Genomic DNA, 16721 nt, shown 5'->3' on the forward strand with positions numbered 1-16721 from the left:
GGTCGACCGTCACCTCTCTTCCGACTCTCCCGCCGTCGGCCGAGGCGGTCCACGCTCGCGCTTCCGCTCGAGGAACGCCCGCTCGTCGTCCGAGAGGTCCGCCCGGCCGGCGAACGCGTCGAGACCCGCGCGGTAGCGGTCGGAGTCGAGCGTCGCGGGCGCGTCGGTCGGCCGGCCCATGACGAGTTCCGCCAGCCCCGTCTCCCGGCCGGTGAACGCGAACCCGGCCTTCGAGAGCGCCTCGTAGGAGTAGGGGTTGTTGACGGCGATGCGGACGCGGTCGTACCCGCGGTCGGCGGCGCGGTCGGCGACGAACGCGCAGAGGCGCGGCCCCAGCCCCTCCCCGCGCCGGTCGCGCCGCACCGTCACGTAGCGTATCCAGAGCGTCGACGGGTCGGTGCGGTCCTCGTTGAACGCGGCCGCCGCGAGCGGGTCGGCGTACGCCGTCCGGTCGGCCGGCGGCTCCCACCCCTCGGGGGCGAGGACGGCCTTGCCGGTGGTCGACATCACGAACTTCCCGGCGTACGCGAACGCCCGGTGGTCGAGACGGAGCGAGGGACCGTCCGGCGGCCAGCCCAGCAGGCGCGGCTCCATACCCGCGTTCGGACCGCCGTCGGGATGAGCGCCACGGCTTTGCCCCCCCGGTGCGTGGACCCGTGCATGCACGGGCGCGGGGACGTACGATTCTTCGATGCTGTCGCAACGCTGTACGACGCGGTCATGCCGCGCGTTCGACCCCGGGAGCTGCACGCCGGACTCGCGTTCGCCCACCGGCCGGTCGAGCGCATCCTCGACGTGGGCGGCGGGACGGGACGGGCGGCCCGCGCGCTCGAAGGGCGCGGCGGGGAGGTGACCGTCCTCGACGCCTCCGCGGGCATGCTCGCGCGCGCCGCCGCCGCCGGCCACCCGACCGTGCGCGGCGACGCCGGCCGCCTCCCGGTCCGCGACGGCGGCGTGGACGCCGTCGTCGTCGCCGACGCCCTCCACCACTTCCCCGACCCGGGGGCGGCGCTGGCCGAGTGCGCGCGCGTCCTCGCGCCCGGCGGCGTCCTCGTCGTCCGCGAGTTCGAACCGGGGACGCGCCGGGGGCGCGCGCTCGCCGCGGCCGAACGCCTCGCGCGGATGGAGTCGCGGTTCTTCACCGCGAGCGAACTCGCGGCGGCGCTCGACGGCATCGGGCTCCGCGGCCGGGTGGTCGAACCGGGGTTCGGGTACACGGTGGTCGGCGTGAAGCCGACCGAGGCGACGCCGTCGGGCGCGCGCCGCGGGAGCGCCGCAGAGGAGAACCCGGAGCGTTAAGACGGGCGGCGCGAACCCCCGAACATGGCAACCGACGCCTCGTTCCTCCGGAGCCGTGTCGACGCCGACGCGCTCCCGCTCGCCGTCGGCGACGTACTGGTGATTCTGCTGTTCGTCTACGCCGGGACGCTGAACCACGGCACGGTGAGTTTCCCGCCGGCGGGCGTCGACGGCGTCGTGGCCGTGCTCGCCGTCGCCGCGCCGTTCCTCCTCGGCTGGGTGCTCGCCGCGCCTCGTGGGCGCGTACTCCGCGGGCGCGGTCGAGTCGGCGAAGGCGTCCGTTCCGCTCGCGGTCCGGTCGTGGATTCCCGCCGCCGTCGTCGGCCTGCTCGTCCGCGCGACGCCGTGGGTCGAGGGCGGCGTCGCCGTCGCGTTCGCCGTCGTGATGCTCGTCGGCGGCGCCGTCGCACTCGGCGTCTGGCGGTACGTCGCCGGACGGGTCCTCTGAGTCCGGCCGCGTCGGTCAACCGTTCGACTTCTCGCACGCCGCTTCTTCGGTCACGCTCGTCCGTCGCCGTCGGCTCGTTCTCTCACCCGTTCGTCGCGTCGTCGGCCCGCCGCCCCTCCGTCCCGTGATCACCCGTCGGTCCGCGCGAGCCACAGCCCCGCGCCCGTCGCCACGAGCGCGAACCCCGCGAGGACGGCGAACAGCGTCGGCGCGTTCGCGTACGTGAGCACCGCGCCGGCGACGGCGCCGCCGAGGGCGCCCACGCCGAACACACCGAGGTAGGTGAACCCGTACGACAACCCCCGGGTCCCGGGCGGGGTGTACTCCGCGACGGTCGCCTGCTCCAGCGGCTGGACGACGAACAGCGCGACGCCGAGCACCGTGCCGAGCGCGAGCAGCGGGACGACCCCGAGGCTCGCGGCCGGGAGGAACAGAACCGCGAGCACCGCGAGCACGACGAACCCGGCGACGATGCCCCGTTCGACGGCGATGCGGTCAGTCAGCTTCCCGCCGACGTACTGACCGACCACGCCGACCGTCAGCAGGCCGGAGTAGAAGTAGTTCTCCGGCTGGAGCGTCCGCCCGCCCGTCGCGTCGAACCCGAGCGCGTCGAGCAGGCCGGCGGGGACGACAGCGGCGATAGGAATCGGCTCGAACCCCGGGAGGTCGGCCAGCAGCCGCGGCATGAACGTCAACACGCCCCGGTAGTACAGCCCCGAACACATCACGACGAGGAAGACCAGCGCGAAACTCCCGGCGAACAGCGCCGTCGAGGCGCGCCGGAACTCCGCGACCGAGTCGACGCCCGCCGACGCCGGACTCCCCCCGGCGGCGTCGTCCGGGGCGTTCGCGTCGTCCCGTCCCCCGTTCGGACTCCCGCCGTCGGTCGCGGCCGGAACCGCCGCGGTCTCGTCGAAGTCCGCGCGGGCGGCGTAGACGGCCGCGATGACCGCCGGAACCGCGAGGGCGGCCGCGACGGTCCGCCAGTCGACGAACAGGAGCAGGACCGAGGTGAGAAGCGGCCCGAGGCCGATGCCGAGGTTCCCCGCGATACCGTGGTACGCGAAGCCGGTGCCCCGTTCCTCGACGCCCTTCGAGAGGAGTGCGAGTCCCGCCGGATGGTACACCGACGCCGAGACGCCCCAGACGACCATCGCGAGCGTGACCGCGACGAGTCCGGGCGCGACGCCGAGCAGGAGGAACGACGCCGCCATCCCCACGAGACAGGCGGTGATGAGCCGTCGCGACCCCACCCGGTCGACGAGGATTCCGCTCGGGAGCGCACCGACGCCGAACAGGCCGTAGCCGACGGTGACGAGCAGTCCGAGCGTCGCGGACGTGACCCCCACCTCCACGGGACCGAGGGCGAGGACGTCGAACGCGTCGAGCCAGATGGGGATGAAGATGGGGATGGAGAGTTCGTACGTGTGGACCATCCCGTGTGCCAGCATCACGAGCGCCACGATGGCACGGTCGTTCCGGTTCACTACGTCCGGATGCGCCGTCGGGGACCGTGTAGCCGTCGATGGCGGCAGGCGAGAGAGCCCCCGTCTCGTGCTCCGGCCGACGCCGTCGTATTATCTCCCAGCAAGTAGAAACGTAGTGGTATTACAATATAATTATGATAGTGTGAGTCGTACTCTATCTCATGGCCCTGTTCGACTGGGACATCGAGACGTATCGCGCGCGTTACAACGCCTACAGCACCGCCTCCGGACCCGGAACCTACGCGTTCATCCAGATGGAGAGCGAGCGCCTGAGTCACGACATCCACGCGACGGTGTTCATGTGGTTCGTGTCGACCCCGACGACGACGGGGTCGGTGTCGCTTCCCTCCTACGAGGGGAGCGACTGGGACTACGAGTACTACCTCTTCCTCCCGACCGACCGGTTCGACGCGATCCGCGAGTTCCTCGACTCGGAGCGGCCGATCCGGTTCGAGGCGGTTCACGACAGTTCCCCCATCGGAAGTTTCCAGGAGGTCCGCTCGTGGTCGCTGAACACGAACGCCGGGGAACCGGTCGGTGAGGAGGAGCAGAGGCGGGGATACATTCGGTGGTTGAGCGCGGTCCCCGAGGAACTCCGTCCGGACGACCTCCAGGACGCCCTCGAGACGGTCAGTGCCGACCTCGAAATCGGGGACGACGCAGCCGACATAAACGCCGCCGGAGCGTAGCCCTCGACCATCACACCGGACCCTCGTCGAGACCCCCGACCCGGGTGGTCCGGGGGACGGTTCTCGCCGGTCGGGTCGGGTTTGTTCTCCCCCCTGTTTGGCAGGGTGAAGAGAGAGCCGGCGTCAGGTCCACGATTGTTCTTCCGTCGTCCCCGGAGGCGGGGAGCGAAACGGCTAACCGACTCCCACCCGCACGCCGGAGTAATGAGCAGTGGCAGCCACGACTGGCCGCACGACCCCGACGGCGAGCAGGGGAGCGAGGAGGGGCGCAAGTACGGTCACGCGGTACTGGTGAAGTTCGTCGACGAGGACGAGAGCTTCCCGCTCCGCGCGGGCGACTACGCGGACGAGTACGGCGACTACCCCGTCCGACTGGACTCGGAGACGGTCGTCTCGGTGGCGGACATCTTCGAGGCCGTCGACGACGACGAGACGTACGAGGACATCGTCGCGTTCCACAAGGGCGTGGGCCGGGCGATGCGCGAACAGGGGTACTGGACGTACGAGGGCGCGGACCAGTTCAGCCGCACGCGGGGGTAATCGTTAGGGCTCCGGGCCGGGACCGACGCGCGTCACCCGCTTCTCGAGCGCGCCCCGCTCCCACGTCCGCGTGGCGTCGCCCTCCACCTCGTTGCGGAGTCGTTCCTCGAGGAGGTTGACGGCCATCGAGTTCGCCCCCTCGGGGATGATGAGGTCGGCGTGTTTCTTCGTCGGTTCGATGAACTGCTCGTGCATCGGTTTCACCGTCGAGAGGTACTGGTCGATGACGCCCTCCAGCCCCCGTCCGCGGTCCACCACGTCCCGTTCGATGCGCCGGAGGATGCGCACGTCCGCGTCCGTCTCGACGTACAGGCGGAGGTCGAGCATCTCGTTGATGGCGTCGTCGTACAGCGCGAGGATGCCCTCGATGACGATGACGTCCGTCGGCTCGACGGTGACCGTCTCGTCCCTGCGGTTGTGGACCTCGAAGTCGTACTGCGGCATCTCGACGGACCCGCCGGACAGCAGCGTCTCGAGGTGGGCGCGCAGCAGGTCCCACTCGAACGCGTCCGGGTGGTCGTAGTTCACCTCCTCGCGTTCGGACAGCGCGAGGTGCGAGAGGTCCTCGTAGTAGTTGTCCAGCGGGATGCGAGTCACCGCGTCGGACACGTTCTCCGTGATGAGCCGCGAGACGGTCGTCTTGCCGGCGCCGGTCCCACCGGCGATACCGACGACGAACGAGGGGATGGTCATTGGCGCGTATCGAGGTCTCCGAAGGTTTGAACGCATCGAACCGCGCCCTCCGCGGTTCGGTCACCTTTATACGTGGCTGGACCAACCAGTCGTGTATGACACGTGATATCGACCGACGAGACGTCCTGAAGGGCGTCGGCGGGGCCGGCCTGCTCGGGGTCGCGGGCTGCATCACGCAGAACGGCGGCGGCGACGGCGCGGCGACGACGGCGGAACCGGAGGAGACCACCGCCGGCGGCGTGGAGACGACCGCGAGCGGGGGCGAAGAGACGGAGACCGGTGAGGAGACGGAGACCGAAACCGAAGACGGCGGCTCGGGGTCGATGCGGACCGTCAGGCACGGGGTGTTGATGCCCATCACGGGCGACCTCGGCTCGCTCGGCGCCCCCATCCGCGACGGCGCGACGCTCCCGGTGAAGGTGCTGGACGCCGCGGGCGACCTGCCGGTCTCGTTCGACCAGCAGGCCGAGGACACCCAGACGGACGCGCAGGCGGGCGTGACCGCCGCGAACGCGCTCGCGAACGCGGGCTATCCGATGGTGACCGGCCCGGCGGCCTCGTCGGTGAGCCTGCAGGTGTACCAGCAGACGTTCATCCCGAACGGCATCGTCGGCTGCTCGCCGTCTGCGACGTCGCCGGCCATCACCGGACTCGAGGACAACGGGCTGGTGTTCCGGACGGCTCCGTCGGACGCGCTCCAGGGGCAGGTCATGGCGCAGGTCGCGAGCGAACAGCTCGACGACTCAACCGCGGCGGTGATGTACCTCAACGACGACTACGGCCAGGCGCTCAACGACTCGTTCGTCGGTTCGTTCACGGAGAGTCAGGGCGGGACGGTCCAGCAGGAAGTCGCGTTCGAACCCGAGAAGTCCAGCTACACCTCCGAACTCTCCACCGTGATGAACGGCGACCCGGAGCTGCTCGTCGTCATCGGGTTCCCGTCCTCGGGCATCCAGATATTCCGCGACTACTACGCGGAGTACAGCACCGACACGGACGTCATGGTCACCGACGGCCTGCGTTCGTCCACGCTCCCCGACGAGGTGGGTAGCGACATGTCGAACGTCTACGGCACCGCGCCGCTCGCGCAGGGCCCCGGGACGGAGGCGTTCACCCAGCAGTACCAGGAGGAGTACGGCCGCGCGCCCGGCGTGTTCAACGCGCAGGCGTACGACGCGACGGCGGTGCTCATCCTCGCGAACGTCGTCGCCGGCGAGAACGACGGCAACCTCATCAAAGAGGAGATGCAGACGGTCGCGAACCCGAACGACGGCACCGAAGTCACCCCCGAGAACCTCGCGGAGGGCGTCCGGCTGGCCGCCGAGGGCGAGTCGGTGTACTACTCGGGGGCGTCCTCGAACGTCAACTTCGACGAGAACGGCGACATGACGGCAGTCACCTACGGGTACTTCCGGTACAACACCGACGTCGAGGGCAACATCGAGACCATCAGCACCATCGACTTCGAGGCGTAGTCGACCGGCCCGACCGGGAGGCGTCCTCGACCACACCTCGATTGCTGCTGCGGCGTGAGCGCCGGCCGTACCCGTCGGTTTTACCGCCCGCGGTGCGAACCCACGTCACATGCACGTACTGCGGAACGGGACGGTCGTCGACGCCGAGGGAGCGCGCGAGGCGGACGTCGCCATCGAGGGCGGAACGGTCGTCGCCGTGGGCGACGTCGGTCGCGGCGACACGGAGACGGACGTGGCGGGGTCGTTCGTCGCGCCGGGACTCGTCGACAGCCACGTCCACCTGATGATGGACGGCCGTCCCGACGTCGCGAGCGCGATGGCCGACAGCGCGCACGACCGCGCGTACACGGCCGCGGCGAACCTCCGGGCGGCCGTCGAAGCCGGCGTCACGACGGTGCGCGACCTCGGCGCGCCGGGGTCGCTCGCCATCGACGCCGGTCGGGCCGTCGAGGCGGGGACGCTGGTCGGCCCGCGCGTGCTCGCGGCGGGCGAGAACGTCGTGATGACCGGCGGTCACGGCCACTGGTTCGGTCGGGAGGCCGACGGTCCCGACGAGGTGCGCAAGGCCGCCCGCGAGCAGTTGAAACGCGGCGCGGACGTCGTGAAGTGCATGGCGACCGGCGGCGTGTTGACCGAGGGCGCGGTGACGGGCGCGCCCGAACTCACCTACGAGGAACTGGCGGCGCTCGTCGACACCGCGCGCTCGAAGGGCGTCCCGACTGCCGCGCACGCCCACGGGAAGGAAGGCATCCTGAACGCGGTGGACGCGGGCATCACGAGCATCGAACACGGTACGTTCATCGACCGCGAGGCGGCGAGCGCGATGGCCGCCGAGGGGACCTACTGGGTGCCGACCGCGAGCGCGCTGGCGAACATCGTCGAGAACGCCGACCCGGAGGTGGGCATCCCGCGGTCGGCCGTCGAGAAGGCGCGCGACGCCACGGCGGCGTTCGACTCGTCGTTCGAGCACGCGGCCGCCGAAGGCGTCACGGTCGCGATGGGCACCGACGCCGGGACGCCGTTCAACCACTTTCGGGACGTCCCCGAGGAGATGGAGCGGATGGTCGAGGGCGGGCTGACGCCGGCGGAGGCGCTGGAGGCGGCGACGGTGAACGGGGCGGCGCTGTGCGGACTCGACGACGTGGGCCTCGTCGCCGAGGAGTACCGCGCGGACCTGGTCGTGCTCGACGCCGACCCGACGGCCGACGCGAGCGCGTGGTGCGACCCGTCGGCCGTCTTCGCGGGCGGCGACCGGGTCGTCTGACCGCGCGGTCGCCGGCTCGGCGAATCGTCTCGGGACGACACCCATATCACCACCGGCGCACCACGTACGGCAATGCTCCCGTGGGGTCACGCCGGTCTCGGCTATCTCCTGTATCGCGTCCTCCTCCGACTCGACGCTCTCGACCGCCGTCCGACGGGCGGTGCGACGCTCGCGCTCGGGGTCGGAACGCAGTTCCCGGACCTCGTCGACAAGCCGGGCGCGTGGACGCTCGCCGTCGTGCCGTCGGGGCGGTCGGTCGCGCACGCGCTCCCCGTGCTCGTCCCGCTGCTCGCGCTGTCGTGGGTGGTCGCTCCCCCGTCACGGCGCGACCTCGTCGCCGCGTTCGCCGTCGGCGTCGGCTCGCACCTCGTCGGCGACTCGTGGGAACTGGTCCTGCGGGGGGAGTTCGACGAACTCACGTTCCTCGCGTGGCCGTTCTCTCCCGTCGAACCGGAGCACGGGATGAGCTTCGTCGAGTTCTTCCGCTCGCTCACGCTCACGCCCACCGTCGCCGTCGGGGCGGTCGTGACCGTCGTCGGACTCGTCGTCTGGAACCGCGACGGCCGGCCGGGCCTCGACCTCACCCTGTCGTTGGCCGACGACGTCGCCGAGACGCTCACCGAGCGCTGACGGGCGACGAACGAGTCGACGGGGAAGAACCGAATCCGGTGGTCGAACGGAAGGAGGTGGGTCGGTCGGCGTCGGTCGCCCGCCGTCAGTGGACGGTCCGGTCGTCGTCGGTGTCGATGTCCTCGAGCGGGTCGGCGTTGTTCAGCGCAGACGGCGACGTGTCGACCGCGTCGTCGGCCCACTCGCAGGCGTTGGCGAGCACGCGCTGGACCGTCTCGTCGTGGTAGACGGGGTACGTCTCGTGACCCGGCCGGAAGTAGAAGACGCGGCCGTTCCCGCGCGTCCAGCAGCAGCCCGACCGGAACACCTCCCCGCCCTCGAACCACGAGTTGAAGACGAGTTCGTCCGGTCGGGGGATGTCGAACCGCTCGCCGTACATCTCGGCCTCGGGCAGTTCGAAGTAGTCGCCGACCCCCTCGGCGATGGGGTGGCTCGGCTCGATGGTCCAGAGGCGCTCCTTCTCGGCCGCCTCGCGCCACCGCAGCGTCCCGCTCGTCCCCATGAGCCGGCGGAACGGCTTGGACATGTGCGCCGAGTGGAGGACGACGAGCCCCATCCCGTCGATGACGCGCTCCTGGACCCGGTCGACCACCTCGTCGGTCACCTCGTCGTGCGCGGCGTGGCCCCACCACGTCAGCACGTCCGTGTCCGCGAGTACCTCCTCGGTGAGGCCGTGCTCGGGTTCGTCGAGCGTCGCCGTCCGCGTCTCGAAGCCGGCGTCCGAGAGCGCGTCCGCGATGACGCCGTGGATACCGTCGGGGTAGATGTCCGCGACCGCGTCGTGTTCCTGCTCGTGTCGGTACTCGTTCCAGACTGTGACTGTCGTCATGAGCGGCGGGTTCGACGCCGCGCGGTAAAAACGCCCGCATCCCGGCGTCCGCCTCGTCTACCGGTCGCACCGACCCGCGGCCGGTCCCGTTGAGGCCGTCCTCACGCCTCGAAGTAGCGGTCGTGGTGGGCCGCACAGCCCGGGTTGAACGCGGCGTCGCACGCCGGACAGGCGAAGTCGCAGTCGAGGTACTCGTTCGCGGTCAGCGCCGCGCCGCAGACGCCACAGAGGACCGCCGGGTCGTCGAACCGCGCCCGCGGCCACGGTGCGGCCGGGTGGTCCGCGACCGCCTCGTGACACGCGAAGCAGGGGTAGTAGCGCTCGCAGCATCCGAACCGTAGCGCGACGACGTCCCGCTGTCCGGCGTAGTGGGCGCACCGCGTCTCCGGCCCGACGCCGACCCCGCGGACCTCGACCCCGTGAACGCGACGGATGGGCACACGTGGGAGGAGTCGCCACGACGGAAAAAGCGGTTCGACCACGCGCGGTCGAAAGCGGAGTGCGACCGGTGACAGCGAGCGGAGCGCCTCCGTCGAGACACCTTTCACGCGGTCGGCCGACGCGTCCGTATGCAGAAAGTCGCCGTCCGCGACGTGGCGAACGAGCGGAACCCGCTGAACGTCCACAGCGTCCGAAAACCGGTCTCGCGCGAACTCGGAACGACCGCGTTCGCCATGAACTACTTCGAACTCGAACCCGGAGAGTCGTTCTCCGGCGGCCTGCACGCTCACGACGACCAAGAGGAGGTGTTCTACGTGGAGTCCGGAACCGCCACGTTCGAGGTGGGTGTCGAGCGGGAAGCGGTCCCGGTCGACGCGGGCGAACTCGTCCGCTTCCCGCCCGGCCAGTTCCAGACGGGGACGAACGAGAGCGAGGAGCGCGTGGTCGGGTGGGCCATCGGCGCACCCGGCGCGAGCCACGACTGGGACGACCTCAAGTCGCGAGCGTACTGCCCCGAGTGCGAGCGCGAGACGACACAGGACGTGGCGATGGTCGACGGACAGTTCCGCCTCACCTGCACCGCGTGCGGAACCACGCAGGGGTAGGGGTCACCCCTCGAACCGCTCGCCGAGCGCGCCGGCCTCGTACAGCGCGTCGACCTCCGCCGCGTCGTACCCGTGCTCGCGGAGCACCTCGTCGGTGTGCTCGCCGAGCCGCGGGGGGTACCGCCGGACCGCGGCGGGCGTCCGCGAGAAGTGCATCGGGCACCCGGGAAACGTCACCTCGCCCGCAGTGGGGTGGTCGACGCTCGCGCGCATCCCGCGCGCGAGCACCTGCGGGTGCGAGAACACGTCTGCCATGTCGTTGACGCGGCTGGCAGGCACGTCGTGGTCGTCGAACAGGTCGAGCCACTCGTCCGTCGGTCGCTCGGCGAACAGCGCGTCGAGCAGGCCGTCGAGCGCCTCGCGGTTCGTCACCCGGTCGCTGTTCGTCGCGAACCGCTCGTCCGCGTAGAGGTCCGGTCGGTCGAGCGCCCGACAGAACCGTTCCCAGATGGCCTCGCTCGCGACGGCGACGACGACGTAGCCGTCGGCCGTCTCGAACGCCTGGTACGGCGCGATGGTCGGGTGTTTGCTCCCCATCCGGACCGGCGGGTCGCCGGTGGCGAAGTAGTTCGTCGCCATGTAGCTCGTCCACGCAGCCTGCCCGTCGAGCAGGCTCACGTCGACTTTCTGCCCGGTCCCGTCGCCCCGCTCGCGTTCGAACAGCGCCGCGAGCACCGCCTGCGCGGCGTACATCCCGGCGCCGACGTCCGCGAGGGCGACGCCGATGCGGACGGGCGGGCCGCCGTCGACGCCGGTGATGGACATGAACCCCCCCTCCGCCTGCATGACGATGTCGTACGCCGGGCGGTCCCTGTCCGGTCCCCACTCGCCGTACCCCGAGAGCGCGCAGTAGACGAGCCCCGGGTTCGCCTCGCGGAGGTCGGCGTACCCGAGCCCCCACTCCTCCATCCGGCCGACGCGGAAGTTCTCCACGAGCACGTCCGCCTCGCGCGCGAGTTCGCGGAACGTCTCGCGGCCCTCCGGCGTGTCGAGCGCGAGAGTGAGCGAGCGACGGTTCCGGTTCACGCTCATGTAGTAGGCCGACTCCTCGGCGTCGCCGTACCGCGGCGGGTGCCACCCGCGCGTCTGGTCGCCCGTCCCCGGCGCTCGACCTTCAGTACCTCCGCGCCCAGGTCGCCCAACTGCATCGTGCAGAACGGTCCCACGAGCACGCGCGAGGCGTCCAGAACCGTGATGCCGTCGAGCGGCCCCGACTCACCCGCCGGGTGCTCCGCCTCTCCGACCATGTCTTCACCTCTCCCCCCCGGGGCAAAGCGGTGGCGCTCGGCCGCGAATCGCTAGCCGGGACTCCCGTGAACCACCCGCACGGCCGCCGAGAAACGACACCGTTTTAATCACCTCGCCACAATCGACGACTGCACAGCGCGGTGCGGTGCGCTCCGATAGTGTAGTCCGGCCAATCATATTGCCCTCTCACGGCAATGACCAGGGTTCGAATCCCTGTCGGAGCACTCTCCCCGACGCCTTCTCGCGATTTCGCCCGTGGCAGAACCCAGATCACTATGCCACCTGAGGGCAGACACACTACGCGAACCACCCCACCCGACCGCAGTCGTGCGGTTTCAGCGATTGCCTCGAAGTGGGGATTCACTGAGTCGGCAAGTCGAAACACTCTGCTCTACGGGGGGACCCGCAATGGCAGACCTTGACGATATCCGAGTCATCACTGAACCGAGCCGGAACTACCTCAACGAGCGCCAACGGGTCGACCATCGCTCGCACCGAGAAGACTGCCTCCAGTGGCTCCTGAGGTTCGGGAAAGACCCAGAGAAGGTTGAGGGCTACGCGAAGTCGACAGTCGAGGCACGCGGTGCTCGGATGGACTACTTCTATCGGTGGGTGTGGGAGGAGGAAGCTCGGTACGTCGCCGATCCGACCCACGACCACGCTGACGCCTTTCTGAAACGACTCGCCTACGAGGACCGTCGAACGTCGACCATCGAACCACCAGAGGGCGCTCCAGATGTTGTTCAAGTGGCGCCATCACGAGCGCGGTGAAGACGAGTAAGTTAGTAAACAGACGTCACGTGCGTGTCGATTGTAGTTGATTACTTGTCATGTGAGCGCCGTGGTGCTCACACATCGTTTCCGTGCTGTGCTGGTGGTCGGGGTGGTGCGGGGAGTGCTCGTCCATGCGGATGTCGTTCGCGTGTTTCGAGTGGCCATTCTTCCATCCCTGCTCGGAAACCGTAATCAACTGCGCATTGCTGGGGTTCCCCGCGGGAACGTGACAAACCTCGATGTTCTCTGTATCCTCGCTTTGATGCTCTGCGCCTGCTACGGTTCCGACCATACCCGAAGTGAGCATCGTTGCGACCGCGATGACGATTGCGAAGCGAAGAACGGTCCGTGTCACTGTTTTCTTCCTCATCGTATCATGTATCCCATCTGTTGAGCTCGCACATCAGACGGTGGTGTCTGGTCAGTCGGTACTGTTTCATCATTCGTTGTCAAGAGATAGCTGTCCTACCTTGAGAACAGTCTACGGCATCGGCTTTCAAAGTAATCGTGCCGAGCTATCGTCGTCTCCCAGGGGCAACTCCAGCCGGACAGCCCGAAGCACAGTGTTTGGACGTTACTACTCGCCCCTTTGAAGGCGTTCACGGCGTTCCTCGTATTCCTGGTCTGAGAGTTCCCCTCGGGCGTAGGCCGTACGGAGTTCTTCCATCGCTGGATCGTGGGGTGCCTGGTTTCCAGCGACACGTCGGACGACGAGGTAGCCACCACCGAGGAGTACCAGGAGGAACACGAGTGGAACGAACATTCCAACGAGCGTCCACCACCCGCTGGTTTGTCCGTACCCACCCATCATCCCACCGTATCCCATCATCCCGCCGAAACCCATCCCCATCGTGAGTAACGGGAGGACGACAATCGCCCCCAAGATTAGGAGGACGATAGTCGTGGTGTCGAGTTGGTTCGGCGAGGACATCGGTGAATCAGACCCCCGAAGTAGATTCGAATTCCTGTGAGACTGCTTCGAGGACTCTCTCGAACCGATCGTGGACCTCAGTAGCGATAGAATCGAGCGCGGCGTTGTCCGCGATTCCGACGAGTCGTCGCGGATCGATTGCACTTACGACGATATCTCTGCCATCCGTTTCGTAGACGATGACGTTACACGGCAGAAGCGCACCGAGTTCGATCTCCTCTGTCAGCCCCTCGTGTGCGAGTGCCGGATTACACGCACCGAGAATTCGATACTGACGGAATTCTTCGCCGAGCTTCCTCTCGAGTGTCGCCTGCACATCGATATCACAGAGAACGCCGAATCCCTCATCTTCGAGCGCAGCGATCGTCGTGTCGACGACTTCGTCGAAGCCCCCCGACACCGTATGTTGTGCTGTATAGGACATATAACACACTACTCTCCGCTCCGACTTAACGGTGTGGTCCGTGGCGGGGACACCTTACGAAGAGTAATCGCAGATTGAGCGTGTTTTTGAGAGCTAGCACCCAGAGTAGTAATCGAGAAAAATTGTCAAGGACGAGGCTTAGCACCCGCGTCCCTGACCGTACATCCCGCCATTGCCGTACATCCCGTGGTTGTCGGAACGCCCGTCGGCCATGCCCCGGGCCATCTCATCGACGGTCACACCCATGTGCGATTCCATCCACTCGACGGCACCCGGACCAATGTGGTCGGTCATGTGCGCCTCCATCCAGGCCGCCCAGTCGTCGGCGTCGCCGTCATACGGGGGCGCGTCCTCAGCAGCGGTTTCATTTGCGTGGGCGCTCACAAGCGGCGTTGCGAAGGCGAGTCCGACGATCGCGAACACCACGAGCAGCCAGCGTCCGAATTTGAAAGTGGTCATTGTCGTTCTCCTCGGTTACTCGTAGGATGGCTCAGGAGTTATCACCGCGGATGTGAATCCACACAGGAGAACGTTCGAGAACGTATATAGGGCGTTCTAAACGTTTCTATCGAATGGAATCGTTCATCAACGTCGAATTCGCCGGAATCGGTCCTCGATTACGTAGACGACCCGGCAGCAGTAGTCGTTCCAACAATCGAGATGCCCGTCGATGGTGAGTTCAAACGTTCAGGAACTGCTGTAACCCGGGTTAGCGTTCTTGATTTTGACGCAGGTCCTCGCTTGGATAGATACGAAACGTCCGCCCTTGGCGTTCGCGATACAGCAGACCACGCTTCTCGAGGGCACTGACCGTCTGGCTCACCTTACTCTTCGAGAAATCCGAGCGGTCACGCAATTCGATCTGCGTGATACCGGGCGAAGAGAGTACGGGTTCGAGGATGCGGCGTTCGTCGTCCGGCAAGAGGTCTAACACGCGAGCTTGTGGCTGGGTTTCCGGGTGGATTGCTCCAGTCGATTCGACGGAGAGCTCTGGTGACTCATTGTTCTCTCGCTCGCTCGGACTCTCTGTCTTGTTCCGTGAGTAGTCGATAGCGTCGGTGTTGGTGAGTTCGTCACGGAGTATGAGATATCCGCCCCCGATGAAGGCCGAGACGAAGAGGGTCCCGATGACGTACCAGAGTGGGTTCGTTCCGTGAACTGACCCCATCGACATACCCATCACCGAGCCCATTTGCTCGAAGGCCTGCTGTCGCTGGTACGCCTGCCAGCTGAGTGCACCGCCAATAACGAGGACGGCAGCGACGAGGAAACCAACCACTGTGTCGACGCGTCGCCGATTCATTCTTCCAACCACGGTTTGACGTGATACTCGTTCATACGCGATGATTGCCGTGCCGTCGCTGTACCAGTTTTGATTCTCCGACACAATACTCGCGGTGGTTGTCTCCAGGGCGAAGTTCTGAGATACGGCGTTCAATGTCGTTCATGGCTCTGGGAACCTCCCGCTCCCGAAACCTGAAGATGTCGCTGGGAGAACTCGGACGGGTGTTTTTCGAACGACCGCTTGCACTGCTTCGAACAGAAGTAGAGCGTCTCTCCGTCGTGTGTGACGCTCGGACCGCTGTCGTCGGTTCGCATCCCGCAGACGGGGTCGTGGTACTGGCCGGGCGCGCCGAGTCCGCGTCGGTAGACGTAGAGGAGAAACCCGGAGAGAGCGAACGCGATCAGGTTGAGGTAGAACGTGTAATTGAGTTCGAAGTACGTCTGTTCGCTCGCAGTCTGTCCGCCGGCGAGGTTTGGAACGATACCAAAGACGTCGAACAGCTCCTCCATGAGGAAGCCGGTGAACGCCATCGTCACGAAGAAGACGCCGAGGATGTACGCCATCACTGTCCAGCCGTAGTACTTCCGGTAGACGTTCAACACGGGAATCGTAATGAGATCGGCGTAGACGAACGCGATGACGCCTGCAAAGCTGATTCCCCCACCCCACAATGCCACGGCGAAGGGGACGTTGCCCATGCTTCCGACAAAGCTGAGGACGGCGATGGTCACGCCCATGATCGCGTTTTCTGCGCTCACGAGCAGGCCGTCTCCACGAAGGAACAGGGCGTTCCACACCCACTGTGGCACGAACACGATGACGAACCCTGAGATCAGGAAGCCCGCGATTACGTCCTTCCAGATCATCGACCACTCCTTGCGGTACTGGTTCCCGACTTTGTACCAGCACCCCACGACAGCAGTTCGTCGCGCCATCCACCGCTACTCGCCGCCTCCTGCTGCTAGGTCTCCATACAGCCCGCTGGACAGAATTTCAGCGTCTCGCCTCCGTCTGTCACGAGCGAGTACTTGTCTTTCCCCTCCATCCCACACGTCGGGTCCTCCGTGATTCCTTCGCCCTGGTCGTGCCGATTCAACTCCTCTCGGACCTGATCGAACAGGTTCTCGGGGAGCGTCAGGTGAACGATGAGGGCCATCACGGCGATGAGGACGAGGCCACCGAGGAGCTCTGCGACGAGGAACTCCCAGCCAAGTAGAATCAGGATCATCAGCCCGAGTTCGACGATGAGGTTCGTCGAGGCGAACATGAACGCGAGGACGTTCACCGCGTGCGCGCCCTTCTTGAACAATCCCTTTCCGATGACGACGGCGCCGAAGCTACACCCACTGCTCGCAGCGCCGAACAGCGTCGCTTTGGTGAGTGCCCCGACGTCGTCGTCGCCGAGGACGCGAGCCATCCGCTTCTTCGAGACGTACACCTGGACGAGGCTCGTGATCACCAAACCCATGATGATCGCCCACGCCGCAGTCCAGAGGAACCCGATCCCGATCCGTAACGACTCGAGGACTCCATTAACGAGGGTGGTTTGCATGTCTAGACTCTCGTAGCCGTGTGTTCTGTCAATTCCCCTTTAAAAATGAGACCTCATCGCCCCGTCAGCAACGGTTCGAAGGTAACCTCCCCTATATGTCAGAATTA

17 protein-coding genes, 1 tRNA gene and 3 pseudogenes are annotated in these 16721 nt (G+C 67.0%); 10 read left to right on the plus strand and 11 right to left on the minus strand.

From position 1 onward, the window contains the following. Positions 1–9: 9 nt before the first annotated feature. Positions 10–594 carry a GNAT family N-acetyltransferase gene (locus AC6RUA_RS01605; RefSeq protein WP_499814215.1) on the minus strand — a complete coding sequence of 195 codons (585 nt, stop codon included), beginning with the start codon at positions 592–594 and terminating at the stop codon, positions 10–12. Positions 595–660: 66 nt separating this feature from the next. On the opposite strand from AC6RUA_RS01605, the gene AC6RUA_RS01610 reads away from it, so the two are divergent. Next, positions 661–1299 (plus strand): class I SAM-dependent methyltransferase, encoded by a 639-nt coding sequence (locus AC6RUA_RS01610; protein ID WP_499814216.1) that lies wholly within the window; start codon positions 661–663, stop codon positions 1297–1299. 24 nt (positions 1300–1323) lie between these two features. Then, positions 1324–1747, plus strand: a pseudogene (locus AC6RUA_RS01615) (DUF3054 domain-containing protein). 128 nt (positions 1748–1875) lie between these two features. On the opposite strand, the gene AC6RUA_RS01620 reads toward AC6RUA_RS01615, so the two are convergent. Beyond that, positions 1876–3234, minus strand: coding sequence for an MFS transporter (locus tag AC6RUA_RS01620; protein WP_499814217.1), 1359 nt, complete (start codon positions 3232–3234; stop codon positions 1876–1878). A gap of 161 nt (positions 3235–3395) precedes the next feature. Here AC6RUA_RS01620 and AC6RUA_RS01625 point away from each other — a divergent pair, with 161 nt between their 5' ends. After that, on the plus strand, positions 3396–3923 hold the full coding sequence (locus tag AC6RUA_RS01625; protein ID WP_499814218.1) for a hypothetical protein: 528 nt from the start codon (positions 3396–3398) through the stop codon (positions 3921–3923). Between the two features lie 204 nt (positions 3924–4127). Beyond that, complete coding sequence (locus tag AC6RUA_RS01630) at positions 4128–4463, plus strand: DUF5785 family protein (RefSeq protein WP_499814219.1); 336 nt, start codon at positions 4128–4130, stop codon at positions 4461–4463. Positions 4464–4466: 3 nt separating this feature from the next. On the opposite strand, the gene udk is transcribed toward AC6RUA_RS01630, so the two are convergent. Next, positions 4467–5156, minus strand: a complete 690-nt coding sequence (udk, locus tag AC6RUA_RS01635; RefSeq protein WP_499814220.1) for a uridine kinase — start codon at positions 5154–5156, stop codon at positions 4467–4469. Between the two features lie 95 nt (positions 5157–5251). Between udk and AC6RUA_RS01640 the strand changes: the two genes are divergently transcribed. The 3 genes from AC6RUA_RS01640 to AC6RUA_RS01650 all read left to right on the plus strand — a co-directional run bounded on the left by AC6RUA_RS01640 (position 5252) and on the right by AC6RUA_RS01650 (position 8525). Further along, positions 5252–6631 (plus strand): ABC transporter substrate-binding protein, encoded by a 1380-nt coding sequence (locus tag AC6RUA_RS01640; RefSeq protein ID WP_499814221.1) that lies wholly within the window; start codon positions 5252–5254, stop codon positions 6629–6631. A gap of 109 nt (positions 6632–6740) precedes the next feature. Continuing rightward, entirely contained in the window at positions 6741–7895 is a 1155-nt protein-coding gene (locus AC6RUA_RS01645) for a metal-dependent hydrolase family protein (protein ID WP_499814222.1), read from the plus strand. Positions 7896–7967: 72 nt separating this feature from the next. After that, the gene (locus AC6RUA_RS01650; protein ID WP_499814223.1) at positions 7968–8525 is read left to right on the plus strand and encodes a metal-dependent hydrolase; all 558 of its coding nucleotides are present in this window, start codon (positions 7968–7970) and stop codon (positions 8523–8525) included. 85 nt (positions 8526–8610) lie between these two features. On the opposite strand, the gene AC6RUA_RS01655 is transcribed toward AC6RUA_RS01650, so the two are convergent. Further along, positions 8611–9354, minus strand: coding sequence for a ThuA domain-containing protein (locus AC6RUA_RS01655; protein ID WP_499814224.1), 744 nt, complete (start codon positions 9352–9354; stop codon positions 8611–8613). A gap of 101 nt (positions 9355–9455) precedes the next feature. Beyond that, positions 9456–9788: a CHY zinc finger protein gene (locus AC6RUA_RS01660; protein ID WP_499815471.1), complete on the minus strand. Its 333-nt coding sequence runs from the start codon at positions 9786–9788 to the stop codon at positions 9456–9458. 135 nt (positions 9789–9923) lie between these two features. Between AC6RUA_RS01660 and AC6RUA_RS01665 the strand changes: the two genes are divergently transcribed. Next, the gene (locus AC6RUA_RS01665; protein ID WP_499814225.1) at positions 9924–10400 is read left to right on the plus strand and encodes a cupin domain-containing protein; all 477 of its coding nucleotides are present in this window, start codon (positions 9924–9926) and stop codon (positions 10398–10400) included. A gap of 3 nt (positions 10401–10403) precedes the next feature. Here the strand turns inward: AC6RUA_RS01665 and AC6RUA_RS01670 are convergent. Continuing rightward, positions 10404–11647: pseudogene (locus AC6RUA_RS01670) on the minus strand (CaiB/BaiF CoA transferase family protein). A gap of 150 nt (positions 11648–11797) precedes the next feature. On the opposite strand from AC6RUA_RS01670, the gene AC6RUA_RS01675 reads away from it, so the two are divergent. Continuing rightward, a tRNA-Glu gene (locus tag AC6RUA_RS01675) sits at positions 11798–11872 on the plus strand. Positions 11873–12056: 184 nt separating this feature from the next. After that, positions 12057–12419, plus strand: coding sequence for a hypothetical protein (locus tag AC6RUA_RS01680; protein ID WP_499814226.1), 363 nt, complete (start codon positions 12057–12059; stop codon positions 12417–12419). Between the two features lie 580 nt (positions 12420–12999). Here the strand turns inward: AC6RUA_RS01680 and AC6RUA_RS01685 are convergent. From AC6RUA_RS01685 to AC6RUA_RS01705, 5 genes and pseudogenes are all read right to left on the minus strand, one after another. Then, entirely contained in the window at positions 13000–13353 is a 354-nt protein-coding gene (locus AC6RUA_RS01685) for an SHOCT domain-containing protein (RefSeq protein WP_499814227.1), read from the minus strand. Between the two features lie 7 nt (positions 13354–13360). Next, the gene (locus tag AC6RUA_RS01690; RefSeq protein ID WP_499814228.1) at positions 13361–13777 is read right to left on the minus strand and encodes a DUF302 domain-containing protein; all 417 of its coding nucleotides are present in this window, start codon (positions 13775–13777) and stop codon (positions 13361–13363) included. Positions 13778–13915: 138 nt separating this feature from the next. Next, a complete protein-coding gene (locus tag AC6RUA_RS01695) occupies positions 13916–14236 on the minus strand; it encodes a hypothetical protein (RefSeq protein WP_499814229.1) in 321 nt (106 codons plus the stop codon). Positions 14237–14486: 250 nt separating this feature from the next. Then, positions 14487–15080, minus strand: coding sequence for a helix-turn-helix transcriptional regulator (locus AC6RUA_RS01700; protein ID WP_499814230.1), 594 nt, complete (start codon positions 15078–15080; stop codon positions 14487–14489). A 131-nt stretch (positions 15081–15211) separates the two neighbouring features. Further along, positions 15212–16614, minus strand: a pseudogene (locus AC6RUA_RS01705) (permease). Positions 16615–16721: the final 107 nt, after the last annotated feature.

Source organism: Halorarum sp. SLYT50 (assembly GCF_059821265.1).

Bases quoted from the DNA above. Each gene is read 5' to 3' on its own strand.
- AC6RUA_RS01605 (WP_499814215.1), bottom strand. From the start codon at position 594: ATGGAGCCGCGCCTGCTGGGCTGGCCGCCGGACGGTCCCTCGCTCCGT.
- AC6RUA_RS01610 (WP_499814216.1), top strand. From the start codon at position 661: ATGCACGGGCGCGGGGACGTACGATTCTTCGATGCTGTCGCAACGCTG.
- AC6RUA_RS01625 (WP_499814218.1), top strand. From the start codon at position 3,396: ATGGCCCTGTTCGACTGGGACATCGAGACGTATCGCGCGCGTTACAAC.
- AC6RUA_RS01630 (WP_499814219.1), top strand. From the start codon at position 4,128: ATGAGCAGTGGCAGCCACGACTGGCCGCACGACCCCGACGGCGAGCAG.
- udk (WP_499814220.1), bottom strand. From the start codon at position 5,156: ATGACCATCCCCTCGTTCGTCGTCGGTATCGCCGGTGGGACCGGCGCC.
- AC6RUA_RS01640 (WP_499814221.1), top strand. From the start codon at position 5,252: ATGACACGTGATATCGACCGACGAGACGTCCTGAAGGGCGTCGGCGGG.
- AC6RUA_RS01645 (WP_499814222.1), top strand. From the start codon at position 6,741: ATGCACGTACTGCGGAACGGGACGGTCGTCGACGCCGAGGGAGCGCGC.
- AC6RUA_RS01650 (WP_499814223.1), top strand. From the start codon at position 7,968: ATGCTCCCGTGGGGTCACGCCGGTCTCGGCTATCTCCTGTATCGCGTC.
- AC6RUA_RS01655 (WP_499814224.1), bottom strand. From the start codon at position 9,354: ATGACGACAGTCACAGTCTGGAACGAGTACCGACACGAGCAGGAACAC.
- AC6RUA_RS01665 (WP_499814225.1), top strand. From the start codon at position 9,924: ATGCAGAAAGTCGCCGTCCGCGACGTGGCGAACGAGCGGAACCCGCTG.
- AC6RUA_RS01680 (WP_499814226.1), top strand. From the start codon at position 12,057: ATGGCAGACCTTGACGATATCCGAGTCATCACTGAACCGAGCCGGAAC.
- AC6RUA_RS01685 (WP_499814227.1), bottom strand. From the start codon at position 13,353: ATGTCCTCGCCGAACCAACTCGACACCACGACTATCGTCCTCCTAATC.
- AC6RUA_RS01690 (WP_499814228.1), bottom strand. From the start codon at position 13,777: ATGTCCTATACAGCACAACATACGGTGTCGGGGGGCTTCGACGAAGTC.
- AC6RUA_RS01695 (WP_499814229.1), bottom strand. From the start codon at position 14,236: ATGACCACTTTCAAATTCGGACGCTGGCTGCTCGTGGTGTTCGCGATC.
- AC6RUA_RS01700 (WP_499814230.1), bottom strand. From the start codon at position 15,080: ATGAATCGGCGACGCGTCGACACAGTGGTTGGTTTCCTCGTCGCTGCC.